28 protein-coding genes are annotated in these 26,587 nt (G+C 71.9%); 15 read left to right on the top strand and 13 right to left on the bottom strand.

Annotation, left to right across the window (positions count from 1 at the left end; all coding sequences use genetic code 11):
- Positions 1-3: 3 nt before the first annotated feature.
- Both ABFY03_RS16550 and ABFY03_RS16545 read right to left on the bottom strand, forming a co-directional pair.
- Positions 4-396 carry a MerR family transcriptional regulator gene (locus ABFY03_RS16550; protein WP_319008628.1) on the bottom strand — a complete coding sequence of 131 codons (393 nt, stop codon included), beginning with the start codon at positions 394-396 and terminating at the stop codon, positions 4-6.
- Between the two features lie 257 nt (positions 397-653).
- On the bottom strand, positions 654-1,250 hold the full coding sequence (locus ABFY03_RS16545) for a hypothetical protein (protein ID WP_319008527.1): 597 nt from the start codon (positions 1,248-1,250) through the stop codon (positions 654-656).
- Between the two features lie 267 nt (positions 1,251-1,517).
- On the opposite strand from ABFY03_RS16545, the gene hemL reads away from it, so the two are divergent.
- The 8 genes from hemL (at position 1,518) to ABFY03_RS16505 (ending at position 9,903) form a co-directional block, all read left to right on the top strand.
- Positions 1,518-2,825, top strand: coding sequence for a glutamate-1-semialdehyde 2,1-aminomutase (hemL, locus tag ABFY03_RS16540; RefSeq protein WP_319008528.1), 1,308 nt, complete (start codon positions 1,518-1,520; stop codon positions 2,823-2,825).
- Positions 2,822-3,517: a histidine phosphatase family protein gene (locus ABFY03_RS16535; protein WP_319008529.1), complete on the top strand. Its 696-nt coding sequence runs from the start codon at positions 2,822-2,824 to the stop codon at positions 3,515-3,517. Before hemL ends, ABFY03_RS16535 begins: the two co-directional genes overlap by 4 nt.
- A gap of 286 nt (positions 3,518-3,803) precedes the next feature.
- Positions 3,804-5,060 (top strand): polysaccharide deacetylase family protein, encoded by a 1,257-nt coding sequence (locus ABFY03_RS16530; protein WP_319008530.1) that lies wholly within the window; start codon positions 3,804-3,806, stop codon positions 5,058-5,060.
- A gap of 77 nt (positions 5,061-5,137) precedes the next feature.
- Positions 5,138-5,752 (top strand): TlpA family protein disulfide reductase, encoded by a 615-nt coding sequence (locus ABFY03_RS16525; RefSeq protein WP_319008531.1) that lies wholly within the window; start codon positions 5,138-5,140, stop codon positions 5,750-5,752.
- A 6-nt stretch (positions 5,753-5,758) separates the two neighbouring features.
- Complete coding sequence (locus tag ABFY03_RS16520; RefSeq protein ID WP_319008532.1) at positions 5,759-6,496, top strand: cytochrome c biogenesis CcdA family protein; 738 nt, start codon at positions 5,759-5,761, stop codon at positions 6,494-6,496.
- Positions 6,496-8,262 carry a cytochrome c biogenesis protein ResB gene (resB, locus tag ABFY03_RS16515; RefSeq protein WP_319008533.1) on the top strand — a complete coding sequence of 589 codons (1,767 nt, stop codon included), beginning with the start codon at positions 6,496-6,498 and terminating at the stop codon, positions 8,260-8,262. Before ABFY03_RS16520 ends, resB begins: the two co-directional genes overlap by 1 nt.
- Entirely contained in the window at positions 8,259-9,338 is a 1,080-nt protein-coding gene (ccsB, locus tag ABFY03_RS16510) for a c-type cytochrome biogenesis protein CcsB (RefSeq protein ID WP_319008534.1), read from the top strand. The genes resB and ccsB overlap by 4 nt, the downstream gene beginning before the upstream one ends.
- A 37-nt stretch (positions 9,339-9,375) precedes the next feature.
- Complete coding sequence (locus ABFY03_RS16505) at positions 9,376-9,903, top strand: SRPBCC domain-containing protein (protein ID WP_319008535.1); 528 nt, start codon at positions 9,376-9,378, stop codon at positions 9,901-9,903.
- A 67-nt stretch (positions 9,904-9,970) separates the two neighbouring features.
- On the opposite strand, the gene ABFY03_RS16500 is transcribed toward ABFY03_RS16505, so the two are convergent.
- The 6 genes from ABFY03_RS16500 to ABFY03_RS16475 all read right to left on the bottom strand — a co-directional run bounded on the left by ABFY03_RS16500 (position 9,971) and on the right by ABFY03_RS16475 (position 17,048).
- Positions 9,971-11,125, bottom strand: a complete 1,155-nt coding sequence (locus tag ABFY03_RS16500) for an FUSC family protein (protein ID WP_346170226.1) — start codon at positions 11,123-11,125, stop codon at positions 9,971-9,973.
- A 182-nt stretch (positions 11,126-11,307) separates the two neighbouring features.
- A complete protein-coding gene (locus ABFY03_RS16495) occupies positions 11,308-12,840 on the bottom strand; it encodes an ABC transporter substrate-binding protein (RefSeq protein ID WP_346170225.1) in 1,533 nt (510 codons plus the stop codon).
- Positions 12,841-12,844: 4 nt separating this feature from the next.
- Complete coding sequence (locus ABFY03_RS16490) at positions 12,845-14,905, bottom strand: hypothetical protein (RefSeq protein WP_319008538.1); 2,061 nt, start codon at positions 14,903-14,905, stop codon at positions 12,845-12,847.
- Positions 14,906-14,991: 86 nt separating this feature from the next.
- Positions 14,992-15,927: an isopenicillin N synthase family dioxygenase gene (locus tag ABFY03_RS16485; RefSeq protein WP_346170224.1), complete on the bottom strand. Its 936-nt coding sequence runs from the start codon at positions 15,925-15,927 to the stop codon at positions 14,992-14,994.
- On the bottom strand, positions 15,920-16,372 hold the full coding sequence (locus ABFY03_RS16480; RefSeq protein WP_319008540.1) for a nucleoside deaminase: 453 nt from the start codon (positions 16,370-16,372) through the stop codon (positions 15,920-15,922). The genes ABFY03_RS16485 and ABFY03_RS16480 overlap by 8 nt, the downstream gene beginning before the upstream one ends.
- Positions 16,373-16,418: 46 nt before the next feature.
- Positions 16,419-17,048, bottom strand: coding sequence for a flavodoxin family protein (locus ABFY03_RS16475; protein ID WP_346170223.1), 630 nt, complete (start codon positions 17,046-17,048; stop codon positions 16,419-16,421).
- A 212-nt stretch (positions 17,049-17,260) separates the two neighbouring features.
- Between ABFY03_RS16475 and ABFY03_RS16470 the strand changes: the two genes are divergently transcribed.
- Entirely contained in the window at positions 17,261-18,181 is a 921-nt protein-coding gene (locus ABFY03_RS16470) for a DMT family transporter (RefSeq protein ID WP_346170222.1), read from the top strand.
- Here ABFY03_RS16470 and ABFY03_RS16465 read toward each other — a convergent pair.
- Together ABFY03_RS16465 and ABFY03_RS16460 are read right to left on the bottom strand one after the other, a co-directional pair.
- The gene (locus ABFY03_RS16465) at positions 18,093-18,974 is read right to left on the bottom strand and encodes a LysR family transcriptional regulator (protein ID WP_319008543.1); all 882 of its coding nucleotides are present in this window, start codon (positions 18,972-18,974) and stop codon (positions 18,093-18,095) included. The genes ABFY03_RS16470 and ABFY03_RS16465 overlap by 89 nt on opposite strands.
- Positions 18,974-19,402: a PLD nuclease N-terminal domain-containing protein gene (locus ABFY03_RS16460; protein ID WP_319008544.1), complete on the bottom strand. Its 429-nt coding sequence runs from the start codon at positions 19,400-19,402 to the stop codon at positions 18,974-18,976. Before ABFY03_RS16460 ends, ABFY03_RS16465 begins: the two co-directional genes overlap by 1 nt.
- 90 nt (positions 19,403-19,492) lie before the next feature.
- Here ABFY03_RS16460 and ABFY03_RS16455 point away from each other — a divergent pair, with 90 nt between their 5' ends.
- From ABFY03_RS16455 to ABFY03_RS16445, 3 genes are read left to right on the top strand one after another with little or no spacing between them, the layout of a single operon-like run.
- Positions 19,493-20,944 (top strand): menaquinone biosynthesis decarboxylase, encoded by a 1,452-nt coding sequence (locus ABFY03_RS16455; protein WP_319008545.1) that lies wholly within the window; start codon positions 19,493-19,495, stop codon positions 20,942-20,944.
- A complete protein-coding gene (mqnP, locus tag ABFY03_RS16450) occupies positions 20,941-21,843 on the top strand; it encodes a menaquinone biosynthesis prenyltransferase MqnP (protein WP_319008546.1) in 903 nt (300 codons plus the stop codon). Before ABFY03_RS16455 ends, mqnP begins: the two co-directional genes overlap by 4 nt.
- 10 nt (positions 21,844-21,853) lie before the next feature.
- Positions 21,854-22,543 (top strand): UbiX family flavin prenyltransferase, encoded by a 690-nt coding sequence (locus ABFY03_RS16445; RefSeq protein WP_319008547.1) that lies wholly within the window; start codon positions 21,854-21,856, stop codon positions 22,541-22,543.
- On the opposite strand, the gene ABFY03_RS16440 is transcribed toward ABFY03_RS16445, so the two are convergent.
- Positions 22,540-22,665 carry a hypothetical protein gene (locus ABFY03_RS16440; protein ID WP_267883599.1) on the bottom strand — a complete coding sequence of 42 codons (126 nt, stop codon included), beginning with the start codon at positions 22,663-22,665 and terminating at the stop codon, positions 22,540-22,542. The genes ABFY03_RS16445 and ABFY03_RS16440 overlap by 4 nt on opposite strands.
- A gap of 124 nt (positions 22,666-22,789) precedes the next feature.
- Here ABFY03_RS16440 and ABFY03_RS16435 point away from each other — a divergent pair, with 124 nt between their 5' ends.
- Together ABFY03_RS16435 and mqnE are read left to right on the top strand one after the other, a co-directional pair.
- Entirely contained in the window at positions 22,790-23,245 is a 456-nt protein-coding gene (locus tag ABFY03_RS16435; protein WP_031013392.1) for an Lrp/AsnC family transcriptional regulator, read from the top strand.
- Between the two features lie 49 nt (positions 23,246-23,294).
- Positions 23,295-24,458 carry an aminofutalosine synthase MqnE gene (gene mqnE / locus ABFY03_RS16430; protein WP_319008548.1) on the top strand — a complete coding sequence of 388 codons (1,164 nt, stop codon included), beginning with the start codon at positions 23,295-23,297 and terminating at the stop codon, positions 24,456-24,458.
- Positions 24,459-24,529: 71 nt separating this feature from the next.
- On the opposite strand, the gene ABFY03_RS16425 is transcribed toward mqnE, so the two are convergent.
- Positions 24,530-25,396 carry an AraC family transcriptional regulator gene (locus ABFY03_RS16425; protein ID WP_319008549.1) on the bottom strand — a complete coding sequence of 289 codons (867 nt, stop codon included), beginning with the start codon at positions 25,394-25,396 and terminating at the stop codon, positions 24,530-24,532.
- A gap of 84 nt (positions 25,397-25,480) precedes the next feature.
- A complete protein-coding gene (locus ABFY03_RS16420; RefSeq protein WP_319008550.1) occupies positions 25,481-26,014 on the bottom strand; it encodes a GNAT family N-acetyltransferase in 534 nt (177 codons plus the stop codon).
- 168 nt (positions 26,015-26,182) lie between these two features.
- Here ABFY03_RS16420 and ABFY03_RS16415 point away from each other — a divergent pair, with 168 nt between their 5' ends.
- Positions 26,183-26,449 carry a DUF4229 domain-containing protein gene (locus tag ABFY03_RS16415; protein ID WP_319008551.1) on the top strand — a complete coding sequence of 89 codons (267 nt, stop codon included), beginning with the start codon at positions 26,183-26,185 and terminating at the stop codon, positions 26,447-26,449.
- Positions 26,450-26,587 lie beyond the last annotated feature (138 nt).

Genomic DNA, 26,587 nt, shown 5'->3' with positions numbered 1-26,587 from the left:
CGGTCAGTGCGGCAGGCGGGAGCGCAGGGAGGCGGCGAACTCCTCGGCTCGGGTGAGCTGGGCGCGGAGGTCCGCGACGCGGGCGGTCGCCGCCTCCTCGTAGCGGCGGACGCGGGCGACCAGGGCGTCGCGTTCGGCCGGTTCGAGTGCGCCGTCCGTGCCGGGGAGGTCGGCGGCGAGGCGGTCGACCGAGGTGAGGAGTTCGCGGGTCTCGTCGAGGCCGAAGCCGAGCGGCTGCATGCGGCGGATCACCATCAGCCGGGCCACGTCGGCGTCCGTGTAGAGCGGGAAGCCGCCCGGGGAGGACGCCGAGGGGACGACCAGTCCGCAGTCCTCGTACTGGCGGATGGTGCGCAGGGGGAGCTCGGTGCGGGCGGCGACCTCGGAGATCTGCATGGGTTCGCCGGCGGCGGCGCGGGCCCCGGGCATGCGGGCCGCGGCCGTCCGCGCTCCAGTGGTACCAGTCACTCCGGTCACGACAGGTCCTCCTCGTACGGCTCCGCTGTGAACCAACCTCCGTGCATTACATCCGATTCGTCCTAATTTCATGCGCTATGACGGTCGGAAACGCGGGAGAGCCAGCCGTCCGGGAGAGCCGGCCGTCCGGGAGAGCCGGCCGTCCGGGAGAGCCGGCCGTCCGGGCCGGGCCGGCGTCAGGGCCAGACCAGGCAGTACGGCTGGTGGCCGGCCTCGTGGAGGCGGACGGAGAAGTCCTGCCACTCGTGGAGGAGCTGGTAGACGTCGAAGGCGTCGCGCGGGCCGCCGCGGTCGGGGACGGTGGACCAGATGAAGGCGGCCGCGCCGACCGACTCCTCGCCGATCGCGCGCAGCGGGTCGACCACGGTCGTGGGGAGCTTCACCACGGCGTAGTCGGGGTGCAGGACGACCAGCTCCAGCGGCGGGACCTTGTGCAGCGGCAGCCCCTGGATGCCGGTGAGGACCATCGCCGCTATCGTCTCGGGCTTGATCTTGGAGAACATGCCGCCCATGCCCAGCTCGTCGCCGCCGAGCTCCTCCGGGCGCATCGAGATCGGGACGCGGGCGGCCGTGGCGCCGTCGGGCGCGCCGAAGTACTTGTACGTCACCGCCAAGCTGCGGCCTCCGAGCGGCGGGTCCGCCGCGGGCTGGTCCGGGGACACGCGCTCGGCCGGCGCCGGGTCCTCCGCCCGCCGGCGCCGGTGCCTCCCCCGCCGGACAGGCTCCGGACCCAGGTCGTCCGTCCCCTCGCCCGGTCCGCCACCGCGATGCATATCTCCACCCGACTGCTTTTTCTCGGCAACACGACCCCGCCGCGCAACCCGATCATCGTGTCAGTGACCTCCCCCGCGTTCCTGCGGTGAAACACCTGTCCGCAAGAAACGCCGCGGCCTCTGACACCATGGATCGCGTGAGCCAACCCCATGAGGTCCCTGCCGCCACAGTTTCGCAGACGCGGAGGCAGGCCGCCCCGGCGTGACGCACAGGGTGCCCACACCGTCCCTCCGTACCAGACGTCGTACTCGCAGGTCAGGATCACTGTGTCGTATTCATACGAAGCCCCAGTCTCACAGACGCTTTTCGACCGCGCGTCCCTTGTGACGCCCGGCGGCGTGAACTCACCGGTGCGGGCCTTCCGGGCTGTGGGCGGTACGCCCCGGTTCATGGTGTCCGGCACCGGTCCGTACCTCACGGATGCGGACGGTCGCGAGTACGTCGACCTCGTCTGCTCGTGGGGACCGATGATTCTCGGCCACGCGCACCCCGAGGTGACCGCCGCCGTGCAGGCCGCGGTGGCCCGCGGCACCTCCTTCGGCACGCCCGGCGAGGGCGAGGTGGCGCTCGCCGAGGAGATCGTGGCCCGCGTCGAGCCGGTCGAGCAGGTGCGCCTGGTCTCCTCCGGCACCGAGGCGACGATGTCGGCGATCCGGCTCGCCCGCGGGTTCACGGGGCGCGCGAAGGTCGTCAAGTTCGCCGGCTGCTACCACGGACACGTGGACGCGCTGCTCGCCGCCGCCGGCTCCGGTGTCGCCACCCTCGGCCTGCCCGACACGCCCGGTGTGACCGGCGCTCAGGCCGGCGACACGATCGTGCTGCCGTACAACGACCTGGAGGCCGTGCGGGCCGCGTTCGCCGCGCACCCGGGCGAGATCGCCTGTGTCATCACCGAGGCGTCGCCGGGCAACATGGGCGTCGTCCCGCCGCTGCCGGGATTCAACCAGGGGCTCGCGGACCTGTGCCGGGAGAACGGCGCGCTGTACATCTCCGACGAGGTCATGACCGGCTTCCGGACGAGCCGCGCCGGCTGGTACGGCGTGGACGGCGTCAAGCCCGACCTGCTGACCTTCGGCAAGGTCATGGGCGGCGGCTTCCCGGCCGCGGCGTTCGGCGGCCGCGCCGACGTCATGGGCCACCTCGCCCCGGCCGGCCCGGTCTACCAGGCGGGCACCCTCTCCGGTAACCCGATCGCCACCGCCGCCGGGCTCGCGCAGCTGCGGCTGCTGGACGACGCCGCGTACGCGAAGGTGAACGCGGTCTCGAAGGAGATCCAGGGGCTCGTCACGGACGCCCTGACGAAGGAGGGCGTGGCGCACCGGCTGCAGACCGCGTCCAACATGTTCTCGGTCTTCTTCACCGCCGACGAGGTGCGGAACTACGACGAGGCGAAGACGCAGGAGGCGTTCCGCTTCAACGCCTTCTTCCACTCGATGCTCGCGGACGGCGTCTACCTGCCGCCGTCGGCCTTCGAGTCGTGGTTCGTCTCGGCCGCCCACGACGAGCGCGCGGTCGAGCGCGTCGCCGCCGCGCTGCCCGCCGCCGCCCGTGCCGCCGCGGAGGCCACGGCATGAGCGACGGCACGAAGAACCCCGAGGACATCACGGTCGTGCACCTGATGCGCCACGGCGAGGTGCACAACCCGGACGGCGTGCTGTACGGGCGCCGTCCCGGCTACCACCTGTCCGAGCTGGGCCGCCAGATGGCGGACCGGGTGGCCGAGTCGCTGGCCGAGCGGGACATCACGTACGTCGTCTCCTCCCCGCTGGAGCGGGCGCAGGAGACGGCCACGCCGATCGCCAAGTCGCACGGGCTCGACCTGGCCACCGACCCGCGGCTGATCGAGGCGGCGAACGTCTTCGAGGGCAAGACCTTCGGCGTCGGCGACGGGGCGCTGCGTCGGCCGGCGAACTGGAAGCACCTCACCAACCCGTTCCAGCCGTCCTGGGGCGAGCCGTACATCGAGCAGGTCGTGCGGATGATGGGCGCGCTGGACGCGGCGAAGGACGCGGCGCGCGGCCACGAGGCGGTGCTGGTCAGCCACCAGCTGCCGATCTGGATCGTCCGGTCCTTCGTGGAGCGGCGCCGGCTCTGGCACGACCCCCGGCGCCGGCAGTGCACGCTGGCCTCGCTGACCTCGTTCACGTACAAGGGCGACCGGATCGTCTCGGTCGGGTACAGCGAGCCGGCGATCGACCTGGTGCCGGTGCACCTGCGGGCCGGTGCCAAGCCGGTGAAGGGCAAGCAGAAGGCGTTCGGGGCGTAGTCCCCCCCGGCCGCCCGGCCGCCCGGCCGCCCGGCCGCCCGGCCGCCCGGCCGCCCGGCCCCCGGCCCCCTCGGCCCGGGCCCGTCGTCGTCCGCCGCCCGTCAACCGCGCCACTGGACAGGAAGCGCTTGACGGGACATCGTCAGGGCGGTCGGAGAGAGGTTCCTCTCCGACCGCCCTGAAATTTTTGTGCGAATGACCGGAACCTCCGTGTTCCTCCCTGCATCTCACTCATTGTCGGTTTGGATGATGTTTCGGGTCATACAACAGCGCGAATGGGGATGACATGCGCGGGATCAGTCGAAGGGGCCTTCTCGGGGCGGGTGTCGGAGCGGCGGCGGCGCTCGGGATCGCCGGCTGCAGCGACAAGGGACAGGGCGGTACGGGCAGTTCCGGACCGGACAAGGGAGGCGCCCCCTCGGCCGGAGGCGACCCCACCACCCCCGCCCCGACCAAGGACGACGTCCGGCTCATCGGCGACGGTTCCACCGCGGACACCGGCAAGCAGCCGCACCAGCCCGACACCCCCGTCCCGCTCGAACCGGGCCAGACCCCGCCGCAGTTCGTGGTCTTCTCCTGGGACGGCGCCGGCGAGGTCGGCAACGGCCTCTTCCCCCGCTTCCTCGAACTGGCCCGCAACCACGACGCGGCCATGACCTTCTTCCTCTCCGGCATCTACCTGCTGCCCGAGTCGAAGAAGAACCTCTACCGCCCGCCGAACAACCCCGTCGGCGCCTCCGACATCGGCTACCTCACCGACGCGCACATCAAGGACACCCTGAAGTACGTCCGCGAGGCATGGCTCGACGGGCACGAGATCGGCACCCACTTCAACGGGCACTTCTGCGGCGGCTCCGGCTCCGTCGGGAACTGGACCCCCGCCCAGTGGCAGAACGAGATCGACCAGGCGACGAAGTTCGTCACCGAGTGGAAGACCAACAGCGGCTGGACCGACCTCGACCCGCTGCCCTTCGACTACTCCAAGGAGCTCGTCGGCGGCCGCACCCCCTGCCTCCTCGGCCAGGACAACCTGCTGCCCACCGCCAAGCGCCTCGGCTGGCGCTACGACGCCAGCTCGCCCGGCGGCCGCCAGACCTGGCCCGTCAAGCGCAAGGGCATCTGGGACTTCCCGCTCCAGGCCGTGCCCTTCCCCGGGCACTCCTTCGAGGTCCTGTCCATGGACTACAACATGCTCGCCAACCAGTCGAAGAACTCGACCAAGGGCATGCCCTCCCGCTATCCCGGCTGGCGCAAGCAGGCCACCGACGCGCTGATCGGCGGCTTCACGCGCGCGTACGAGACGAACCGCGCCCCCTTCTTCGTCGGCAACCACTTCGAGCAGTGGAACGGCGGCATCTACATGGACGCCGTCGAGGACGCGCTCAAGGCGATGGCCGGGAAGAAGGACGTCCGGCTGGTCTCCTTCCGCCAGTTCACCGACTGGATGGACGTCCAGGACCCCCGTATCCTCGACCGGCTCCGCGGCCTCGACGTCGGCCAGAAGCCGGCCGGCGGCTGGAGCACCTACCTCAAGGCCGCTTAGCCGATCTTGACAAGGGGCGTTCCGGGCACGTAGGGGGGTGCCCAAGATCCCCCAAACGCCCATGCGAAACTTTTCACATGAGCCTTAGCCGTGGCCTTCACCGTGCCCCCCGACGCGCCCTCGCCGCCGTCGGCGTGCTGTCCGCCGCCCTCGCGCTCTCCGCCTGCGGCGGCGACGGCAACGGCACCAGCGGCGGCGGGGGAACCAACTACGTCACCAGCAAGGGCGGCATCTCCACCGTCCCCAAGGGCGAGCGCGTCGGCATCAACACGATCGCCGGCGAGACGCTGGACGGCGAGAAGCTCGACGTCGCCGACCTCAAGGGCAAGGTCGTCGTCCTCAACGCCTGGGGCTCCTGGTGCGGCCCCTGCCGCGCCGAGGCCCCGCACTTCGCCAAGGCCGCCGACGACCTGAAGGGCGAGGACGTCGCCTTCGTCGGCCTCAACACCCGCGACGCCAACAAGCAGCAGGCGCTCGCCTTCGAGGCCGACTACAAGGTCCCGTACCCGAGCCTCTACGACCCCAAGGGCAAGCTCATCCTCTTCGGCTTCCCCAAGGGCACCCTCAGCCTCCAGGGCATCCCCTCCACCGTCATCCTCGACAAGGAGGGCAAGATCGCCGCCCGCTCGCTCATGGCCATCGACGAGACCAAGCTGCGGTCCATGATCGACCCGCTCCTCAAGGAGAAGTGACAGCCGGTGAACGAGACCGTCACCAGCGGAGCCCTCCTCCTCGCCGTCCCCGTCGCCCTCCTGGCCGGCCTGGTCTCCTTCTTCTCCCCCTGCGTGCTCCCGCTCGTCCCCGGCTACCTGTCGTACGTCACCGGCGTCTCCGGCACCGACCTCGCCGACAGCCGCCGCGGCCGGATGACCGCCGGGGCCCTCCTCTTCGTCGCCGGCTTCACCGCCGTCTTCGTCTCCGGCGGCGCCCTCTTCGGCTACTTCGGCGCCACGCTGCAGGAGTACAGCGAGACGCTCGGCACGATCCTCGGCGTCTTCATGATCCTCATGGGGCTCTTCTTCGCCGGCCTGATGCCCTGGTTCACCCAGCGCGAGTTCCGCTTCCACAAGAAGCCCGTCGCCGGCCTCCTCGGCGCGCCCGTCCTCGGTGCGCTCTTCGGCATCGGCTGGACCCCGTGCATCGGCCCGACGCTCGCCTCGGTCAACGCGCTCGCCCTCGAACAGGCCAGCGCCGGACGCGGAGCCCTGCTGGCCCTCGCGTACTGCCTCGGCCTCGGCGTCCCCTTCGTCCTCGCCGCCATCGCCTTCCGCAAGGCGCTCGGCGCCTTCGGCTGGGTCAAGAAGCACTACGTGTGGGTGATGAGGATCGGCGGCGGCATGATGATCGTCACCGGTGTCCTCCTCCTCACAGGCGTCTGGGACAGCATGGTCTCCACGATGCAGAGCTGGTCCAGCGGTTTCACGGTGGGAATCTGATGAGCAAGACCGACACGACCGACACGACGGACACCGCGGACGCGCACCGCGGGGCCGGTGACGAGGCCGCGGGAGCGGACCTCTCCACCGCGCCCCGGGAGGAGACCGTGGGCGGCCCCACCCTCGGGGTCGTCGGCTGGATCCGCTGGTTCTGGCGCCAGCTCACCTCCATGCGGGTGGCGCTGATCCTGCTCTTCCTGCTCTCCCTCGGCGCCGTCCCCGGCTCCCTCATCCCGCAGACCAGCGCGGACGAGCTGAAGGTCGCCGACTTCAAGAAGGCGCACGAGACCCTCACCCCGGTCTACGAGAAGCTCCAGCTCTTCGACGTCTACAGCTCGGTGTGGTTCTCCGCGATCTACATCCTGCTCTTCGTCTCCCTCATCGGCTGCATCGTCCCGCGCACCTGGCAGTTCGTCGGCCAGCTCCGCGGCCTGCCGCCGGGCGCCCCCAAGCGGCTCACCCGCCTCCCCGCGTACACGACCTGGCGCACCGAGGCCGACCCGGAGGAGGTCCGCGCGGCCGCCCTCGCCGTCCTCAAGGGCCGCCGCTTCCGCGCCCGCGCGACCGGGGACGCGGTCGCCGCCGAGAAGGGCTACCTGCGCGAGGCCGGCAACCTGCTCTTCCACCTCGCGCTCATCGTGATGCTGGTCGCCTTCGCCTGGGGCCAGCTCTTCAAGTCCGAGGGCGGCAAGCTGGTCGTCGAGGGCGACGGCTTCTCCAACACGCTCACCCAGTACGACGACTTCAAGTCCGGCTCCCAGTTCGGCGTCGACGAGCTGGAACCGTTCAGCTTCACCCTGGACAGCTTCACCGGTACGTACGAGAAGAGCGGCCCGCAGCGCGGCACCCCCCGCACCTTCGAGGCGGCCGTCAGCTACACCGAGGCCGACGGCAAGGACAAGAAGGCGGTCATCCGGGTCAACGAGCCGCTGGAGATCGGCGACTCCAAGGTCTACCTGATCGCCCACGGCTACGCCCCCGTCGTCACCGTCAAGGACGGCCAGGGCAAGACCGTCTTCCACGGCGCCGTCCCGCTGCTGCCGATCGACAACAACATCACCTCCACCGGCGCGGTCAAGGTGATGGACGGCTACCGGAACAAGAAGGGCGAGAAGGAGCAGCTCGGCTTCAAGGCGTTCTTCGTGCCGACCTTCGCGGGCGCCGGACAGGGCAGCATGTTCTCCCAGTTCCCCGCGCTCGACTTCCCCGTGATGGCCCTCACCGGCTACCACGGCAGCCTCGGCGTCGACTCCGGCCTGCCGCAGAACGTGTACCAGCTCGACACCGCCAAGATGACCCAGTTCACGCTCGACGAGGGCACCGGCGTAGCCAAGCGGCTGGTGCCCGGCGAGACGATGACGCTGCCCGACGGCGCCGGCTCGATCACCTTCGAGAAGGACATCAAGGAGTGGGCGTCCTTCCAGGTCTCGCAGCAGCCGGGCAACGGCCTCGCCCTCGCCGGCGCGGTCGCCGCGATCGCCGGACTCACCGGCTCGCTCTTCATCCAGCGGCGCCGGATCTGGGTCCGCGCCGTCCGCGGCGAGGACGGCACGACCGTCGTCGAGATGGCGGGCCTCGGCCGAAGCGAGTCCGCCAGGCTGCCCGAGGAGCTCGCCGATCTCGCGGTCGCGCTCACCGACCAGGCGCCCCCGGCGCCCGAACCCACCGCACCGGAATCCGTCGACCCGGACACCGCCGAGTCGGAACCTGCCGAACCGGAACCTGCCGAAGCCGTGGCAGACGCATCAGAAGGGGCCGAGAAGTGATCCTCGCCGCCGAGACCAACGAGAGCCTGGCGCAGATGAGCAACACGCTCGTCTACTCCTCGATGGCCGTCTACACCCTGGCCTTCCTGGCCCACATCGCCGAGTGGGTCTTCGGCAGCCGCAGCAAGGTCGGCCGCACCGCCGCCGCGCTGACGCAGCAGGACACCGCGGCGGCGAAGGTGACCGTCCAGGTCAAGAAGGCCGGCGGCACCGCCGTCCTGGAGCGGCCGAAGGTCGTCACCCGTTCCGCCGCCGGCACCCGCGACGTCCCCGACGGCCCCGGCGCCGCCGGCGGCACCGTCAAGGGCGACCTCTACGGCCGGATCGCCGTCTCGCTGACCGTCCTCGCCTTCGCCCTGGAGGCGGCCGGCGTGGTCATGCGCGCGATCTCCGTGCAGCGCGCCCCCTGGGGCAACATGTACGAGTTCTCCACCACCTTCTCCACGGTGGCGGTCGGCGTGTACCTGGCCTTCCTGCTCGCCGGGAAGAACGTCCGCTGGATCGGCCTTCCGCTGGTCACCACGGTCCTGCTCGACCTGGGCGTGGCGACCACCCTGCTGTACACCGAGAGCGACCAGCTGGTGCCCGCCCTCGACTCGTACTGGCTGTGGATCCACGTCTCCACCGCGATCTTCTGCGGCGCCGTGCTCTACCTGGGCGCCGTCGCCACCCTGCTGTACCTCTTCCGCGACTCGTACGAGAACAAGCTCGCGAACGGCGGACAGCCCGGCGCCTTCGCCCGCTCCGTCCTGGAGCGGCTGCCCGCCGCCGCCACCCTCGACAAGTTCGCCTACCGCGTCAACGCGGCGATCTTCCCGCTGTGGACCTTCACGATCATCGCGGGCGCCATCTGGGCCGGCGACGCGTGGGGCCGCTACTGGGGCTGGGACGCCAAGGAGGTCTGGTCCTTCATCACGTGGGTCGGGTACGCCGCCTACCTGCACGCGCGTGCCACGGCCGGCTGGAAGGGGCGGAAGGCCGCGTACATCGCGCTCATCGCCTTCGGCTGCTTCCTCTTCAACTACTACGGCGTGAACATCTTCGTCAGCAGCAAGCACTCCTACGCCGGCGTCTGAGCTGGCAGGGCCCCCCTCCGGGGGCCACGCTGGAGGTATGAGCGAGATACCCCGGGGCAGGAGCGAGGCCCACGACGGCGACACGCACCTGCTGCGGTACACGATCGAGCTGCCGCACCGGCAGGAGGAGGTCTGGGAGCGGATCGCCTCGCCGGAGGGACTGCCGTCGTGGTTGTGCGCGGCCGACCCGCTGGAGCCGAGGCTCGGCGGGAGGGTCACGCTCCGCTGGCTGAACGGCGACACGGAGGTCTCCGGGCGGGTCACCGCCTGGGACCCGGACCACGTCGCCGAGTACACGGTCGGCGCCCCGCACGGACGGATCCGGTTCCATCTGGAACCGGCCGCCGGCGGGGCGTCGACCGTGCTGCGTTTCACCAACGAGATGCGCGGCGACCGGGAGCTGCTGCTCGACTGCCTGGCCGGCTGGCACGACCACTTCGAGCGGCTGCGGGACGCGCTGGACGGCCGCCCCACCGACTGGCGGCAGTGGACCACCGGCCGCTGGAACGAGCTGCGGGAGCTGTACGCCCGGGACGAGGCGCCCTGGCCGAAATGGGTCCCCTGACCCTGACCCCTGACCCCTGCCCCCTGACCCACTGGCCCTGAGCTGCCCCCCGCCCCCCCGCTCCCCGTCAGCGGCGGGCGCGCGACCGCAGGGGGAGGAGGCGGTCACGGCGGGTGAGGCGGGCGCGTCGCGCCCGGCGCTCGGCGGCCTGCCGGTCCAGCTCCTCCATCAGCCTGCGGCCCCGGTGCTCGGGGTCGAGCTCGTCGAGGATCCGGTCGAGCTCGGCGAGCAGCGCCCCGTGCAGCTGCCAGGCGCCGGGGTCGGCGAGCGCGAGGGCGAGGAGCCGGTCGGCGGCGTCGTCCCGGCAGGCCCTGGCCGCCCGCAGCTCGCCCGCCAGCCGGCTCTCCGCAGCCTCGGCCGCCTCGCTGCCGCGGGCGGTGACGAGGACGGCGAAGCTGACGAGGGAGTCGGCGGTGTACTGGGCGGTCTCCCGGACGGCGAGCGCGGCCCGGTCCGGCAGCAGGGCCTGTCCGGCGCGGTGTTTCGCCAGGTCGGTGAGGGTGCGGGCGAGGACCCGCAGGACGACGGCGCTGATCTCCAGGGTGTCGAGGCCGGTGCGGAGCACCACCCGGTGGAGCAGGCCCTCCTTGACGCGCGGGTTGAACCGCAGGCTGTCCTCGGCGGTGCGCAGGGCCGCGTCGACGTCGGCGACGTCGTTGTCGAGGCGGCGGGCCTCGTGGAGCCGGGCGGCGGCCCGCTCGACGGGCGGCGCGCCGGTGAACTCGTCCGCCACGTCGAGGAGCAGCAGCCGCATGCGCCGGGCGAGGTCCTCGATGGACTCGCCGGCGGTGTCGACCCAGACGGGCGGGGCGAGGAACAGGTTGAAGAGCATGCCGACGACGGCGCCGATGAGGGTCTCCAGGACCCGGTCCCAGGCGGTGTCGGAGACCTGGGTGACGCCGAGGACGAGCATGGCGCTGATGGCGACCTCGGGGATGAACTCCTCGACGCGGACGAGCCGGCCGACGAGCAGCGACGCCAGGATCACCAGGGCGAGGCTCCACCAGGAGAGGCCGACGACGGCGCTGAACGCGATGGCGATGAGGACGCCGACGACGACGGAGTTCACCCGCCGCAGGCTGGTGGTGAGGGTGGAGTAGAGCGTGACCTGGACGACCAGGAGGGCGGTGAGGGGCGCCGTGAGGGGGACCGGTTCGCTGCTGAGCCGGAGGGCGACGACGTAGCTGAGGGTGGCCGCGGCCGTGGACCGTACCGTCTGCACGGCGAACGGGTCCCGGCGGAGCCTCGCCGTCAGACCGTCCCCCCGGCCCCGCCCCGCTCCACCGCGCGCCACGTCCCACCTCGTCCCGTCGCCTCGCCCGCCCCGGAGGGGCCCTCTGGACGACCGCCTGCCCGGCCGGCCGCGGAGTCATGCGCGGATACGGCCGGGCGGACGCGGGGGGATCACCCCCGCTTCGGCGGCAGGCAGCTGGTGGCCGGCGGGGCGTTCTCGGGCCAGGCGATCTGGACGAAGCGCTGCGTGCCGTCGGGGGCGAGCTCCACGATGGGGACCGCCTTGTTGTACGGGTTGCCGTGGTTGTCGAGGCAGATCCAGCCGCTCGCGCCTTGGACCCGCAGCGAGCCCTTGACCTGCGGCCACTGGGTGCCGACGTCGGCGAGCTCCGGGTAGGGGGCGTTCGCCGGGGTGGCCTGGCGGATCGCGTGGACGGCCGTCGCCATCGCGTCGTACGCGACGATCGCCTGCCCGTCCCGGAGCGGCACCGGCTTCTCGTCGGCGCGGGCGATGTCGGTCAGGAAGGTCTGGAAGGCGACGACCGAGCCGCCGGTCGTGGGCACCGGCCGGCCCGGCGCGGGCTTCCAGGCGTCCGGGTGGGCGAGGGCCGCGTACCGGACGGTCAGCTTCTTGCCGAGGGCCGCGCGGTTCAGCTTGGTGTCGGCGCCGAGGTAGGAGCCCTCGTCGCCGGTGAGGACGGTGAAGGCGCGGTCGGCGCAGCCGCGGGCGCCGAGCGCGTTGATGAACTGGCGGAGCTGGGTGTGGCGGCCGGCGAAGAAGACGGTCTCGGCGCGGGTGTCGCAGATCAGGTGGGTGATCTGGCGGAAGGTGTTGGCGGTGGTGCCCTCCTCGGTGTTGTTCGCGGGCGAGGTGTAGAGCTGCGGTTCGTAGGGGGCGCCCTTCAGGGAGACGGCGAAGGCGGTCCGCAGGGTGTCGATGTAGTGGTCGCCGGTGCGGGAGTCCTGGACGAGGATCGCGCGGGCGGCGTCGACCTTGCCGAAGTTCGCCAGCGCCTTCGCCTCGTCGCCGTTGGTGGGGGAGACCCGGGCGAGGCCGGGGAAGCGGTCGCGGCCGGGGCCGTTGGCGAGGTCGTCGGCGGTGATGGTGGTGCCGACGACGGCGATCCCGGCGCCGGTCAGCGCGGTGACCGCCTCCCGTACCTCGGCGGAGGAGGTGGCGACGCCGGAGACGGCGCGGAGCCGGTCGGGGGCGCCGGTCATGGCGGTGAGCCGGTCGACGACGGTGCGCCAGTGGGCGTTGCGCTCCCCGGTGTTGGCGAGGACCAGGCGGATCTTGGGGGTCTCGCTGTTGGACTCGTGGTTGGCCCGGTACTGGTAGGCGTACGCGCCCTGGAGTTCGCGGAGGATCTTCTCGCCGGTGCCGGGGTCGGTGGCGGTGATCGGGAGGAGCAGGGCGACGGTGGCGTACTCGCCGGCCTTCAGGGTGGCGTTCTCGCGGCCGATGGCGGCGGTGATCGCGGTGAGGGCGGGGACGCGGAAGTCGTGTCCGCCGCCGTCGACGCCGATGCACTCCGTGCTGTTCGCGGGCCGGACGACCCCGGCGGCGCAGGAACGGTCCTCCGGTTCGAGGTACGTGTAGAGGCCCCAGCCGCCGAGCCCGACGACGAGGGCGGTGGCGACGAGGGTGCTGAGGAGCTTCTGCCGGGGTGTCCAGAAGAAGCGGCGGCGCAGCCGGTCGAGCATGGCGTCAGACTCCGTCCTCGCGCCCCGGCGGCAGCGAGGGCTGCCGCCAGGCGCGGATGTCCCGCGGCCAGTGGCCGGCCGCGTCCCACAGTGGACCGCTGCCGGTGAGGTGGCGGCCGGACAGCCGGCGCAGTTCGTGCGCCAGCCGGTCGGCCACCTCCTCGTCGGGCAGCGCGAGTGGATCGGTGAGCAGCCATACGGCGTGCAGCAGCCGTCGTACGGCGAGGTGCAGTTCGGCGGCGTCCGGGCCGAGCCCGTCCGGCAGCGCCGGGTCGGGGTCCTGGCCGAGGGCGACGGCCCGGCGCGGGTCGGGTCCGGTGCGGCCCCGTTCGCGCGGGTACGGGGCGGAGGCGACGAACCGGAGCAGCCCGAGCCAGCCGAGGACGTCGGGCAGGGGGAAGGTGAGCCGCAGGTGGGCGACGGCCTCGGCGGTGTCGCCGAGGGCGAGGTCGTGGTGGAGCCGGTGCGGTCCCGGCTGCGGCCCGTAGTGCCGGCGGAGGGTCTCGTGGACGGCCCGCCAGGCCGAGTACGCGGGGTGGTCGTCGTCCTCGAAGCGGAGCCGGTGCAGCAGCAGGGCGCGCAGCAGCGGGTCGCCGACGAAGTGGCCGGGGTGGTCGCCCCAGTGCTCGGCGCGCAGCCGGTCGCGGACCCGGAGGGCGACGTCGCCGTCGAGGGACTCGGCGGGCAGCCGGACCTGGGCGAGGCGGCGGGCGGACTCCTCGTCGTGGGCGGCGGCGAGCACCGCGTACGGCCCCGTCCTCGGCACCGGCAGGAGGGCGGCGAGCAGGGCGGGGGCGACCGGCACGGGGGCGGTGTCCTCGCGCAGCTCCACGGTGAGGTCGAGCAGGTCGCCGGGGGTGAGCGTGGCGCGGACCGCGGGCGGCGCCTCGCCGGCGGCGCGGGCGAGCAGGTCGACGCCGAGGGGGCGGCCGCCGGTGAGCCGGTGGACGGCCCGGGAGAGGTCGGCGGGGGCGCGGTCGGCCGGGTCGTGGCGGTCGAAGGCGGCCCGGGTCTGGGTGGGGGTGAGCGGGGTGAGCTCGACGGCGAGGAGGCCGGAGCCGACCCGGCCGGTGCGCGGACAGGGCGCCTGGTGGGCGGTCTCGGGCAGCCGGATCCGGGTGGCGTGGCGGAGCGCCTCGTGTTCGGGGAGCCGGGAGGCGGCGAGCACCACGGTGTGGTCGCGGCGGCCGTCGGAGCGGGCCCGCAGAATCGGTTCGACGAGGGCGCGGCCGACGGGTTCGTGGGCGTTGTCGAGGAGCACCAGGGGCCGGCCGACGCGGCTGCCGAGCTTCAGCCCGGTGTAGGCGCGGTGCAGGTCCTCGGTGAGCGTGAGGGTGAGGAAGCCCTCGGCCTCCGCCCGGCGCGGGCCGCCCTGCGCGAAGTCGACGGCGAGCTGCTGGAGTCCGGCCCGGCCGCGCCCCCCGGCGTTGCGGTAGTCGCCGAACCAGTCCTCGGGGGCCTTCCTGAAGACGCCGAAGAACTCCTCGACGACGGTCTCGACGGTCGCCTCGGCGACCAGGCCGGCGAAGGGCGCGCCGGCCTCGGCGGCGGTGCCGGCCAGCTTGGCGAGGACCTTGCCGACCCAGGACGCGGCGGCGGCCCGCCCGGCGTCGACGGTGGCGAGCAGCGGGCCGAGCCGCAGCAGGTCGCGGCGGGCCCGCTCGTCGTCCTCCCGGGTCCAGCCGACCGAGGTGACGGCGACGAGTCCGAGCGACAGCCGCGGGAACGGCACGGCCTTGAACGTGTCGCCGCGCGGCGCCAGTTGGAGGGCCAGTTCGGTGAGGGCGCCGGTGACCGGCGACCAGCCGGTGCCGTGGTCGGCGGGTTCCTCGACGGCGGCGCAGTCGAGGAGGGCGAGCGGCGTGAAGCCGCGGTAGCGGTTGCGTATCTCCTTGAGCAGCACCGTCTTGCCCATGCCGCGGCCGCCGGTGAAGACGGTGACGGGCGGGTCCTCGCCGTGCTCGTACGCCACCCGGCCACGGCCGTACGGTCCGAGTCCGACGAGCCGCGCGGCGAGTCCGCGCGCCTCCAGAACCGCCTCGCGGCCGTACAGCTCTCGGTCCACCCGCCACCCCCGTCGCAGTCAACTGAAGGATATCGACGGCGTGTTGGGAACAGGAGAGTCTTTTCGAGTCTGTTGCTGAGGTGTTGTCACCCCGTGGCGGTGGGGGCGTCGGTGGTGTGCGCGGCGATCGCGTCGAGCTGGGCCCGCAGATACCGGTGGGACTCGATGCCGTGGATCCTGGTGCCGGGTGTGCACTCGTAGAAGTACACCAGCGACAACAGCTCCTCGGCGGGCGCGTCGGCCGGCGGCGGCAGCACCCGGTGCCGCCCCGAACGCCACCGCCCGCCGGTCCAACCGGCCATCAGATCGCCGATGTTGACGGTGAGCGCGGCGGGGTCGTGGGGCGCGTCCTGCCAGCCCCCGGCATCCGAGAACACCTGCAGCCCGCCCTTGCCGGCCTGCCGGTCGAGCAGCGTGACGGTCCCGAAGTCGGTGTGCGGCCCGATCCGGAACTGCCCGGGCTCGGGCGGCCCGGTCCGCTCCCGCGCCGGATACCAGTTGATGTTGAAGCCGAAGGTGGGGTGCCCGGTGTGCCGCGTGAAGAAGTCCCGCTCCTCGCCGAGCGCCGTCCCCAGCAGGTCGAGCACCCGGTCCGCCAGCGCCTTCATCCGCGCGAGGTACGCCTCCACCAGGGGCCTGAGCTCCGGCACCTCGGCGGGCCAGACGTTCGGCAGGAACCACTCGGCGTCCACCGCCGGGTCGCCGGTCGGCTCCTCCGCCGCGAAGGACAGCGACTCCTTCAGGTCGGGCGAGGTCGCCGTCCCCTCCGCGTACCCGTTCGCCTCCGCCCCCGGACCGAGCCACCCGCGCCCGCCGACCCGCACGGCGTACGGCGCCTTGGCGGCGGCGGGCAGGCGGAAGAAGGCGCGGGCGCTCTCCCGGATCGCGGACGGCAGCGCGGGGTCCACCCCGTGCCCCGAGACCAGCAGGAACCCTGCGTCGCGCAGGGCCCGGTCGACGGCGGGCAGCTGCGGCGCGGGGTCGCGGGCGAGGTCGATGGTCGGAAGCCGTGCCTCAGTCATGTCCGATGTCCTCGTTCCAGAGGTCGGGTCGCTCCGCGACGAAGGTACGCATGAGCTCGACGCACTCGGGATCGTCGAGCACGACCACCTCGACGCCGTGCGCCGCGAGCCACTCCTGCCCGCCGCGGAAGGTCCGGTCCTCCCCGACGACGACCCGCGAGATCCCGAACTGCCGCACGAGCCCGGAGCAGTACCAGCACGGCGAGAGGGTCGTCACCATCGTCGTCCCCCGGTACGAGCGCTGCCGCCCGGCGTCCCGGAACGCGGCGGTCTCTGCGTGCGCGGAAGGATCACCGTCCTGCACCCGCCGGTTCCGCCCCCGGCCGAGCAGCACCCCGTCGGCCCCGTAGAGCGCGGCGCCGATCGGCACCCCGCCCTCGCCACGCCCGCCCCGAGCCTCGCCGAGGGCGGTGGCGAGCCACCGGCGGGCTAGTTCCTGGTCCATGCGGGGACCCTTCCCCGCGGGGCCCGGAACCTCACACCCGGTGCTCTCACGCCACCGTGACGCCCGCCTCCTCCTTCTCGTACGCGAAGAGGGCCGGCGGGGTCTCGTTCTCGAAGAAGGTCTTGGCGCGGACGAGGGCCTGCGCGTCGGCGCGGATGCGGCCGGGGCGGGAGGCCGTGCCCAGGAGGACGCCGCCGAAGCGCATGCGCATGTAGGCCGCCGAGTTGTGGAGCGCGGTGACCAGGCCGTCCGCGACGACGTGCTCGTCGTGGGCCATGACCGTCACGCCCCACAGCCTGCGGCCCGCCATCCGCTGCTTGAAGTCCGAGCCCGGCACGTTCAGCCAGCCCGACCAGTAGTCCAGGTAGCGCTTGATCTGCGCGGAGAGGGTGTACCAGTACAGCGGGGAGACGATGACGACGTCCGTGGCCTCCAGCGTGGCCCGGAGCAGCCGCTGCTCCACCTCGCCGGGCTCGTGGCCCGCGCTCTCGTGCCGGCCGTCCTGGAAGTCGGGCAGGTCCAGGGTGTTCAGGTCCACCCAGCGCTGCGGTATGCCGGCGGGGAGGTGGGCGGCGGCCTCGCGGGCCAGGATCTCCGAGTTGCCGTCGGCGCGGGAGCTGCCGAGGACGAAGAGGAACGAGCGGTCAGCGCCGGGCTCGGCGTCGAGGGTCGTCATGTCTGCTGCTCCGGTTTCGGTTCGTGGGGGCGCGCCGCGCGGGGGAACGGTGTTCCGTTGCCAACCCGGCCGCCCGCAGGGGTATTCCGGGCCCCGCCGGCCCGCCCATCGGCCCCGCCGGCCCGCCCATCGGCCCCGCCGATCGGGGTCATCGGAAGGACGCCCCAGCAGGTCGTGGACCGGTCACCGGTCCCGTCCGTAGCGTCGTCGGCATGAGAAACGAGACCCGTGGAACCCTTGAACTGACCCTCGCCATGGTGCTGTCGGGCACCCTCGGCGTCTTCGTCGTCGAGTCCGGCGCCTCGCCCTACGAGGTCGTCTTCTTCCGGTGCCTCTTCGGGGCCGTCGCCCTCGGTCTCTACAGCCTCGCCCGCGGGTTCCTCACCGGGCACGGCTTCACCGGGCGGACGCTCGGCCTCGCCGTCCTCGGCGGGGTGTTCATCGTCTTCAACTGGGTGTTCCTCTTCGAGGCGTACGCGGCCACCTCCATCTCGCTCGCCACCGTCGTCTACCACACCCAGCCGTTCTTCCTGGTGCTGCTCAGCGCCCTCTTCCTGCGCGAGCGGATCCCCGCCGGGAAGCTCGGCTGGCTCGCGGTCGCCTTCGCCGGGCTCGTGCTGGTCTCCGGGGTGCGGCCGGGCGACACCGCCTCCCTCGCCGGGCTCGGCTACGCGCTCGCCGCCGCCGTCCTGTACGCGCTCGCCACCTTCGTGACCAAGCGGATCACCGGCGTCCGGCCGCACCTGGTCGCCCTCGTGCAGGTGGCCGCCGGCGTGCCGCTGCTGCTGCCCTTCGCCGACCTCGGCGCGGTCTCCGGCCTCGGTGCCGGGTGGGTGTGGCTGGCCGGGCTCGGGCTGATCCACACCGGGCTGATGTACGTCCTCATGTACGCGGCCTACGCCAAGCTGCCCACGCCGAAGATCGCGGTGCTCGCCTTCACCTACCCGGCGGTGGCGATGGGCGTCGACTGGGCGGTGTACGGGCACCACATCGGGCTCGTGCAGGCGCTCGGCGTCCCGCTGATCGTCCTCGCCAGCCTGAAGGTCACTCTCGGGCGAGCCGCCGCGCCTGCTCCACGAACAGGCGCACGTGGGCCGGAAGCCGCTTCCCCCGTCGCCACGCGAGCTGCGTGAAGAGCGTGAAGGGCGCCTCCCAGCCGAGCGCCACCAGCGCCCCGGACGCCAGTTCCTCCTGGACGGCGATCCGGGGCAGCAGCGCGATCCCGAGACCGGACGCCACCGCCCGCTTGCTCGCCTCGATCGTGCCGAACTCCAGGAACTCGGGCGGGGAGCCCGCCCCGGCCGACAGCTCCGCCTCGAAGAGGTCCCGGTAGGCGCAGCCCGGCTCGGTGCCGATCAGGCCGGCGCCCGCCAGCTCGGCGCTGACCAGGTCCGTACGGCCCGCGAGCGGGTGGTCCGGGGCGGCGACCAGCGCCAGCGGCTCCGGCGCCAGGACCTCCGTCTCCAGGCCCTCGTGCTCGGTCTCGGCCTCCATGAGGAAACCCAGGTCGTACGTGCCCTGCCGCAGCGCCTGCCGGGTCGCGTCGCCGAGCGTGGGGCGCAGGGCCAGCCGGACGGCCGGGTGGCGGTGGTGGACGTACTCCAGGAGCGGCGGGAGCCGGTAGGTGGTGAGGGACTCCATGGTGCCGATGGTGATCGTCCCGGCGGGCTCGCCGGCGGCGACGGACGCCCGTGCCTCCTCGGCCAGCTCGGCCATGCGGCGCGCGTACGGCAGCAGCCGCTCGCCGGCCTCGGTGAGCCGGATCCGGCCGCCGAGTCGCTCGAACAGCTCGGTCCCGAGGGACGACTCCAACGCCTTGACCTGCGAGGTCACGCTGGACTGGGCATAGCCGAGCTCGGCGGCGGCGCGGGTGAAGGAGAGGACTTCGGCGACCTTCTCGAAGGTGGCGAGGAGGCGCAGTTCCATCAGCTCTCCTTGTCCTCGCCCTCTTCACGACGCCCCTCGGGGCGGGGATCGGGGCGGTTCGGTCCGTCCTCGCCGCGCTTCGGCTCGTCGTCACCGCGGCGGAGGTCGTCCTCCCAGTCCTTGAACATCGCCTCGTCGCGCCCTTCGGCGGACGCCGTCCGGGGCTTCTCGTCGCCCAGCGACCTCAGGAACTCCGGGTTGTCGTCCGGGGCCACCCAGCCGCCGCCGCGCCCGCCGCGGGCCGTGGGCTGCCGCTTCTTCCCGGAGAAGAGCCACACGACCGGTCCGACCACCCAGAACAGCAGGATGATGATGACCCAGACCACCTTGGGCAGGTGCTTGACCTCGTCCTCGGGGGTGTTCAGGCAGTCGATGAAGGCGTAGATCGTCAGCGCCAGCGGCAGAAGGATCATCAGTGCCCTGAGCATGTGGAACAGCCCCCTGGAAGCGGTGGCGGGGGCGCGTCGAACCGGCCCCGGTGACGAGTCCAGCCTAGCCGGTGACCGATACTTGCCCGTATGGCTTACGACGATCTCCGCTCGCTGCTCAGGGCCCTTGAGCGCGAAGGCGACCTCAAGCGCATCAAGGCCGAAGTCGACCCGTACCTGGAGGTCGGGGAGATCGTCGACCGGGTGAACAAGGCGGGAGGGCCGGCGCTTCTCTTCGAGAACGTGAAGGGCTCCGCCATGCCCCTCGCGATGAACGTCTTCGGCACCGACCGCAGGCTCCTCAAGGCGCTCGGCCTGACGTCGTACGAGGAGATCAGCGAGAAGATCGGCGGCCTGCTCAAGCCGGAGCTGCCGCACGGCTTCGTCGGCGTCCGGGAGGCCTTCGGCAAGCTGGGCTCGATGGTCCACGTGCCGCCGAAGAAGGTGAAGGACGCGCCCGTGCAGGAGGTGGTCCTCACCGGCGACGACGTCGACCTCGACAGGCTGCCCGCGCTCTTCACCTGGCCGAAGGACGGCGGCTCCTTCTTCAACCTGGGCCTCACCCACACCAAGCACCCCGAGACCGGCGTGCGGAACCTGGGGCTCTACCGGCTCCAGCGGCACGACAGGCGCACCATCGGCATGCACTGGCAGATCCACAAGGACAGCCGGAACCACTACGCGGTCGCCGCCGAGCGCGGCGAGCGGCTGCCGGTCGCGATCGCCTTCGGCTGCCCGCCGGCCGTCACGTACGCCTCCACCGCCCCGCTCCCCGGCGACATCGACGAGTACCTGTTCGCCGGCTTCGTGCAGGGCAAGCGGATCGAGATGGTCGACTGCAAGACGGTCCCGCTCCAGGTCCCGGCGCAGGCCGAGGTCGTCATCGAGGGCTGGCTGGAGCCGGGCGAGATGCTGCCGGAGGGCCCCTTCGGCGACCACACCGGCTTCTACACGCCGCAGGAACCGTTCCCCGCGCTGAAGATCGACTGCGTCACCATGCGGAAGCGCCCGCTGCTCCAGTCGATCGTGGTCGGCCGGCCGCCGACCGAGGACGGGCCGCTGGGGCGGGCCACCGAGCGCTTCTTCCTGCCGCTCCTCAAGATCATCGTGCCGGACATCGTCGACTACCACCTGCCGGAGTCGGGCGGCTTCCACAACTGCGCGATCGTCTCGATCGACAAGAAGTACCCGAAGCACGCGCAGAAGGTCATGCACGCCATCTGGGGCGCCCACATGATGTCGCTGACCAAGCTGATCATCGTGGTCGACAAGGACTGCGACGTGCACGACCTGCACGAGGTGTCCTGGCGGGCCCTCGGCAACACCGACTACGCCCGCGACCTGACCGTCGTCGAGGGGCCGGTCGACCACCTCGACCACGCCTCCTACCAGCAGTTCTGGGGCGGCAAGGCGGGCATCGACGCCACGAGGAAGCTGCCGGAGGAGGGCTACACCCGGGACGGCGGCTGGCCGGACATGGTGGAGTCGGACCCGGCGACGGCGGCCCTGGTGGACCGCCGCTGGAAGGAGTACGGGCTGTGACCACGGCCGCGGTCCCGGGCGCGCAGCCGGGGCGTACGAAGGCGTTCCTCCGGCTCGTGATGATCGAGCACTCGGTCTTCGCGCTGCCCTTCGCCTACATCGCCTCGCTCACCGCGATGTTCCAGCTGGACCGGACGATCGACTGGTGGACGCTCTTCCTCGTCACCGTCTGCATGGTCGGCCTGCGGACCTTCGCGATGGCCTGCAACCGGATCATCGACCGCGAGATCGACGCGCGTAATCCCCGGACGGCCAACCGCGAGCTGGTCACCGGCGCGGTGTCGGTGCGGTCCGCGTGGACCGGGGCCGGGATCGCGGTCGTCGTCTTCCTCGGCGCGGCGGCGCTGCTCAACCCGCTCTGCCTGGCGCTCGCGCCACTGGCCGTCATCCCGATGGTGGTCTACCCGTACGGCAAGCGGTTCACGAACTTCCCGCACGCGATCCTGGGACTCGCCCAGGCGATCGGCCCGATCGGCGCCTGGCTGGCGGTGACGGGGGAGTGGTCGTGGGACGCGGTCATCCTGGGCCTCGCCGTCGGCATCTGGATCGGCGGCTTCGACCTGATCTTCGCCTGCCAGGACGTGCAGGCGGACCGGGCGCAGGGCGTGATGTCGGTGCCGGCCCGCTTCGGGATCCCGGCGGCGCTGTGGGGCGCCCGCGGGTCCGCGGTCGTCACCACCGGCCTGCTGGTCTGGTACGCGCTGGCCACCGGCGCCGGCCTGTTCTTCTGGATCGGCCTGGTGATCGTGGCGGCGGCCTTCTGCTACGAGCACTCGATCGTGAAGCCGCACGACCTGTCGAGGCTGAACAGGGCCTTCTTCACGACGAACGGCTTCATCGGCATCTCCCTCTTCGTCTGCGCCCTGCTCGACCTGCTGGTCCGCGGGCTCACCCTCTAGGCTCGGCGCCATGAACGACGGCAAGCGCACCCCGTGGGTCGTGGGGGTTTCCGGGGCGTCGGGGACGCCGTACGCCGCGTCCGTGCTGAGGGGGCTGCTCGCCGCGGGCGAGAGCGTCGACCTGGTGGTGTCGCGGGCCTCGCGGCTGACGCTGCTCGACGAGACGGGGATCGGCTTCCGGGACGCGCACTGGCGCGAGGACCTGGCGGCCTGGCTGGCGCGGGGCGCGGACGGGAAGCCGGACGCCTTCGAGGTGCCGGTGGGGTCGCTGGGCGACGTGCGGTACTGGGCGGCCGGCGACCTGGCGGCCGGGCCGTCCTCGGGGTCGTACCCGGCGAAGGGGATGCTGATCGTGCCGGCCTCGACCGCCGCGGTGGCGGGAGTGGCGCTCGGTCTGTCGAAGGACCTGTTGCAGCGGGTGGCGAGCGTGACGCTCAAGGAGCGGCGTCCGCTGGTCGTCGCGGTGCGGGAGACCCCGCTGAACGGGCAGACGCTGAAGCAGATGGTGGCGCTGGACGAGGCGGGCGCCGTGGTGCTGCCCGCCTCTCCGGCGTTCTACGCGGGGGCGACGCACATCCAGGATCTGGTGGACTTCGTCGCGGGGCGGGTGCTCGACGCGGCGGGAGTGCCGCACGAGCTGTACCGCCGGTGGCGGGGAGAACTCGGAGGAGGAGCTCCGGGGGTTCCCCGTGCCGATTAGCGCTTCTTCGCGGCCTTCTTCGGGGCGCGCTTCGAGGCGGAGGCGGTCTGGTGGGCACGCGAGCGGTTGGCCAGGTCCTGCAGCTCGCGCATTCGGGCGTAGGCCATCTCGATCGTGTACACGGTGTTCTCACTCCTGAAAGATCGTCTTTGATCTGCTGAAAGATTCGCAGGGCGACGGCCCTGCATGCCTTAGATTCTACACCTAAACTTGCGGTATCGCTGGACAATGGAAGGTCGTATACCTATGGACGCCGTGGACAGGCAGCTCATCCAGGCCCTGCGCGAGAACGGCCGCGCCTCGTACGCCGAGCTGGGACGGCTCGTCGGGCTCTCCGGCCCCTCCGTCACCGACCGCATCAACCGGCTGGAGGCCGCCGGGGTCATCACCGGCTACCGCGCCACCGTCGACGCCGCCTCGCTCGGCCTCGGCGTCACCGCCCTCATCGGCATCTCCCTCTCCGACGCCGCCGACCACGAGGACGTGGCCCGCCGGCTGAAGGACCTCGCCGAGATCGAGGACTGCTGGTTCATCGCCGGCGACGACTCCTTCATGCTCAAGGTCCGCGCCAACGACGTCGACGGACTGGAGAAGACGATCCGCCGCCTCTCCGGCACCAAGGGCGTCTCCCGCACCCGGACCACGATCGTGCTCTCGACCAAGTGGGAGAACCGGGTCGGGGATCTGCCGGAAGAGGGCTGAGAGTACGGTGGGTGAAGCCTGATTTCGGAGATATGGGAGGCGACCGGAGATGGACGCTGGGCTCAAGCGGGAGCTGGAGCAGAAGGTGCTCGCCGGTGAGCGGCTGAGCCGCGAGGACGGCATCGCCCTCTACGACTCCGACGACCTCGCCTGGCTCGGCGGGCTGGCCCACGAGGTCAGGACCCGCAAGAACGGCGACGTGGTCCACTTCAATGTCAACCGGCATCTGAACATGACCAACGTCTGCACGGCCTCCTGCGCCTACTGCTCCTTCCAGCGCAAGCCGGGCGAGAAGGACGCGTACACCATGCGCATCGAGGAGGCCGTGCGCCTCGCGAAGGCGATGGAGAGCGAGAACCTCACCGAGCTGCACATCGTCAACGGGCTCCACCCCAACCTGCCCTGGCGGTACTACCCGCGCTCGCTCTCCGAGCTGAAGAAGGCGCTCCCGAACGTCTCCCTCAAGGCGTTCACCGCCACCGAGATCCACCACTTCGAGACGATCTCGGGAATGTCCGCCTCCGACATCCTCGACGAGCTGATCGAGGCCGGTCTGGAGTCGCTGACCGGCGGCGGCGCCGAGATCTTCGACTGGGAGGTCCGGCAGCACATCGTGGACCACCGCACCCACTGGGAGGACTGGTCCCGGATCCACCGGCTCGCCCACTCCAAGGGCCTGAAGACCCCCTCGACGATGCTGTACGGGCACATCGAGGAGCCGCGCCACCGCGTCGACCACGTGCTGCGGCTGCGGGAGCTCCAGGACGAGACCGGCGGCTTCCAGGTCTTCATCCCGCTGCGCTACCAGCACGACTTCGTGGACATGCAGGACGGCAAGGTCCGCAACAAGCTCCAGGCGCGGACGACGATGGCGACCGGCGCGGAGGCGCTGAAGACCTTCGCGGTCTCCCGGCTGCTCTTCGACAACGTGCCGCACGTCAAGGTCTTCTGGGTCATGCACGGCGTGCAGACGGCGCAGCTGGCGCTCCAGCACGGCGCCGACGACATGGACGGCTCGGTGGTCGAGTACAAGATCACGCACGACGCCGACAACTACGGCACGCCGAACAAGCTGACCCGCGAGGACCTGCTGGAGCTGATCCGCGACGCGGGCTTCCGGCCGGTCGAGCGGAACACCCGGTACGAGATCATCCGCGAGTACCCGGGGCCCGACGCCGACCGGCGGGAGACGCCGCAGGCGATGCGCGTCTGACGTTCGCGGACAGGGCGTCTGACGCCTCATGGACAGGGGAAGGGCCGGTGGGGATCCCACCGGCCCTTCTCTCATGCCCCGGTGCGCTCCACCGGGATCCACACCTCCGCGTCCGCGTGGGTGCCGTCCTCGGACACCCGCGTGCGCGAGAGCGACGGTCCGGGCCGGCTCCGGTACGGGTTCGACGGGAACCACTGCGTGTAGACGTCCCGCCAGAGGTACTGCACCGCCTGCGGGAACGGGCCCGAGGACTCGAACACCGCCCACGTCCCCGGCTCGACGTCGAGGCTGTCCGAAGCGCCGGGCACCTCGGCGTCGCTCACCACCCCGTGGAAGTAGTCGATCTCGGTGCCCTCCGCGTCGTCCGCGGAGTGGTTGGCGACGGCGGCCACGACGCCGCCGGGCTCCCCGTCCGCGTACTCCTCCCAGCGCCCCAGCGTCTCCCTGCCGATGCCCTTGACGAACTCCACGATGGCCGGGTTCATCCCCTCGTAGACCAGCGGGACCCGTGTCCCCCTGCCCGTGAGCCGGAACCCGTCCTTCTCCACGACCCGGTACCGCATGCTGTTGCTCCCTTCGACGATCAGCCGGAAGGACATCCGCGGCTGGGAGTGCAGCGCCGCACCGGTCCGCCGCGCCTCGCCGGGGCCGATCCCGTGCACGGCGCGGAAGGCACGCGCGAACGCCTCGCCCGAGCCGTACCCGTACCGCACCGCGACCTCGAGCAGCGTCCGCTCCCCGGCGAGCACCTCCGCCCCGGCGAGCGTCAGCCGCCGCCGGCGGACGTACTCGGAGAGCGGGATGCCCGCGAGCGCGGAGAACATCCGCCGGAAGTGGTACTCCGACGTCATGGCGATACGGGCCAGCTCGGCCGCGTCGATGGGCTCGTCGAGGTGGTCCTCGATGTGGTCCATGGCCTGATTCAGCCGCTCCAGCACTCCTGGCCGTCCTTCCTTCACTGCTGTCCACGCTAGGGACGCCCCCTGTGCCGGACCCGACATCCTGTGCCCGGTGCGGTCGGGTCAGGTCAGGGGCAGCAGCATGGTGATGTCGTCCCGGTCGTCGCCGGGGGCCACGCGGATGCCGCCGGGGACGCGCCCGACCTCCTTGTAGCCGGCCTTGGCGTAGAAGGAGTCGACGCCGGTGCCGCCGCGGACGCCGAGCCGGATGGCCTCGACCGCCTCGAAGCCGGGGGCGGTGCGGGCGGTGTGCTCGACGGCCGCCATCAGGTCGCGGCCGTACCCCTTGCCCTGGTGCTTCGGGTGGACCATCACCGTGTACAGCCACACCCAGTGGGTCATCAGCCGGTGGCCGTTGAAGGCGAACACGGCGGTGGCCGCGATCGCGCCGTCCTCGTCCCGCCCCACCAGCAGCCGGTGGGTGCCCTGGGCCATGCCGGTGAGGTGCCGGCGGAGGGCGGGGCGGATGTCGTCCCGGGTGACGGGCGGGACGAAGCCGACGGCCCCGCCGGCGTTGGTGACGTCGGCCCAGAGGGCGAGGATGCCGTCGGTGAGGGCCTGGTCGACGGCCGGATCGGCCTCAAAGGTAAGGGTCATAAGTGAAGAGTATCTATTACTTAGCTCCGCGCTCAAGACCTTTCGTCCCCGCCCGCCCCCTCTCCCGCCCCCGACCCCGCCTCCGGCGCGGCCCCCGCGCCGTGCTTCACTGGGGGACGCTCGTCCCGTAATGGGAAGGTTCGGAACCTCGGAACGAAAGAGTGGGTCATGCTCCGCTACTCGCTGATGCGGCTCGGCATCTTCGCCGGGTGCTTCCTCGCCCTGTGGGGCCTCGTCTACGTCGGCGCGCTGCCGCGCGGCCTCGGTGACTCCAACCTCCTGTGGGTCCTCCTCCTCTCCATCGTCGTCTCGGCCCCCCTGAGCTTCGTCCTGCTCCGCAAGCAGCGCGACTCCCTCAGCGCCGAGATCGTCGAGAAGGTCGACCGCGCCAAGGGTCGCCTCCACGAGAACCGCACCCGCGAGGACGCGCTCTAGACAGACCGGCGGGGCGGCCCCCCGGGCCGGTCTGATGTTGTCCGCCGCCGTCGTCCAGGCGACGCCGGTGGTGGGCTGAATGTGGGCGATGCGGAGGAGCCGGCCGCCGTGCCGCTCGTGCACGACCGCCGTCAGTAC

It is taken from the genome of Streptomyces roseofulvus, assembly GCF_039534915.1.
Taxonomy (GTDB): Bacteria; Actinomycetota; Actinomycetes; order Streptomycetales; family Streptomycetaceae; genus Streptomyces; species Streptomyces roseofulvus.
This window is presented reverse-complemented; position numbering and strand designations above follow the sequence as displayed.

Excerpts from the sequence above, each read along its gene's own strand:
- ABFY03_RS16550 (WP_319008628.1), bottom strand. The coding sequence starts at position 396 with ATGCAGATCTCCGAGGTCGCCGCCCGCACCGAGCTCCCCCTGCGCACC.
- ABFY03_RS16545 (WP_319008527.1), bottom strand. The coding sequence starts at position 1,250 with ATGCATCGCGGTGGCGGACCGGGCGAGGGGACGGACGACCTGGGTCCG.
- ABFY03_RS16535 (WP_319008529.1), top strand. The coding sequence starts at position 2,822 with ATGAGCGACGGCACGAAGAACCCCGAGGACATCACGGTCGTGCACCTG.
- ABFY03_RS16530 (WP_319008530.1), top strand. The coding sequence starts at position 3,804 with ATGCGCGGGATCAGTCGAAGGGGCCTTCTCGGGGCGGGTGTCGGAGCG.
- ABFY03_RS16525 (WP_319008531.1), top strand. The coding sequence starts at position 5,138 with ATGAGCCTTAGCCGTGGCCTTCACCGTGCCCCCCGACGCGCCCTCGCC.
- resB (WP_319008533.1), top strand. The coding sequence starts at position 6,496 with ATGAGCAAGACCGACACGACCGACACGACGGACACCGCGGACGCGCAC.
- ABFY03_RS16505 (WP_319008535.1), top strand. The coding sequence starts at position 9,376 with ATGAGCGAGATACCCCGGGGCAGGAGCGAGGCCCACGACGGCGACACG.
- ABFY03_RS16495 (WP_346170225.1), bottom strand. The coding sequence starts at position 12,840 with ATGCTCGACCGGCTGCGCCGCCGCTTCTTCTGGACACCCCGGCAGAAG.
- ABFY03_RS16485 (WP_346170224.1), bottom strand. The coding sequence starts at position 15,927 with ATGACTGAGGCACGGCTTCCGACCATCGACCTCGCCCGCGACCCCGCG.
- ABFY03_RS16480 (WP_319008540.1), bottom strand. The coding sequence starts at position 16,372 with ATGGACCAGGAACTAGCCCGCCGGTGGCTCGCCACCGCCCTCGGCGAG.
- ABFY03_RS16475 (WP_346170223.1), bottom strand. The coding sequence starts at position 17,048 with ATGACGACCCTCGACGCCGAGCCCGGCGCTGACCGCTCGTTCCTCTTC.
- ABFY03_RS16470 (WP_346170222.1), top strand. The coding sequence starts at position 17,261 with ATGAGAAACGAGACCCGTGGAACCCTTGAACTGACCCTCGCCATGGTG.
- ABFY03_RS16465 (WP_319008543.1), bottom strand. The coding sequence starts at position 18,974 with ATGGAACTGCGCCTCCTCGCCACCTTCGAGAAGGTCGCCGAAGTCCTC.
- ABFY03_RS16460 (WP_319008544.1), bottom strand. The coding sequence starts at position 19,402 with ATGCTCAGGGCACTGATGATCCTTCTGCCGCTGGCGCTGACGATCTAC.
- ABFY03_RS16455 (WP_319008545.1), top strand. The coding sequence starts at position 19,493 with ATGGCTTACGACGATCTCCGCTCGCTGCTCAGGGCCCTTGAGCGCGAA.
- ABFY03_RS16445 (WP_319008547.1), top strand. The coding sequence starts at position 21,854 with ATGAACGACGGCAAGCGCACCCCGTGGGTCGTGGGGGTTTCCGGGGCG.
- ABFY03_RS16435 (WP_031013392.1), top strand. The coding sequence starts at position 22,790 with ATGGACGCCGTGGACAGGCAGCTCATCCAGGCCCTGCGCGAGAACGGC.
- mqnE (WP_319008548.1), top strand. The coding sequence starts at position 23,295 with ATGGACGCTGGGCTCAAGCGGGAGCTGGAGCAGAAGGTGCTCGCCGGT.
- ABFY03_RS16420 (WP_319008550.1), bottom strand. The coding sequence starts at position 26,014 with ATGACCCTTACCTTTGAGGCCGATCCGGCCGTCGACCAGGCCCTCACC.
- ABFY03_RS16415 (WP_319008551.1), top strand. The coding sequence starts at position 26,183 with ATGCTCCGCTACTCGCTGATGCGGCTCGGCATCTTCGCCGGGTGCTTC.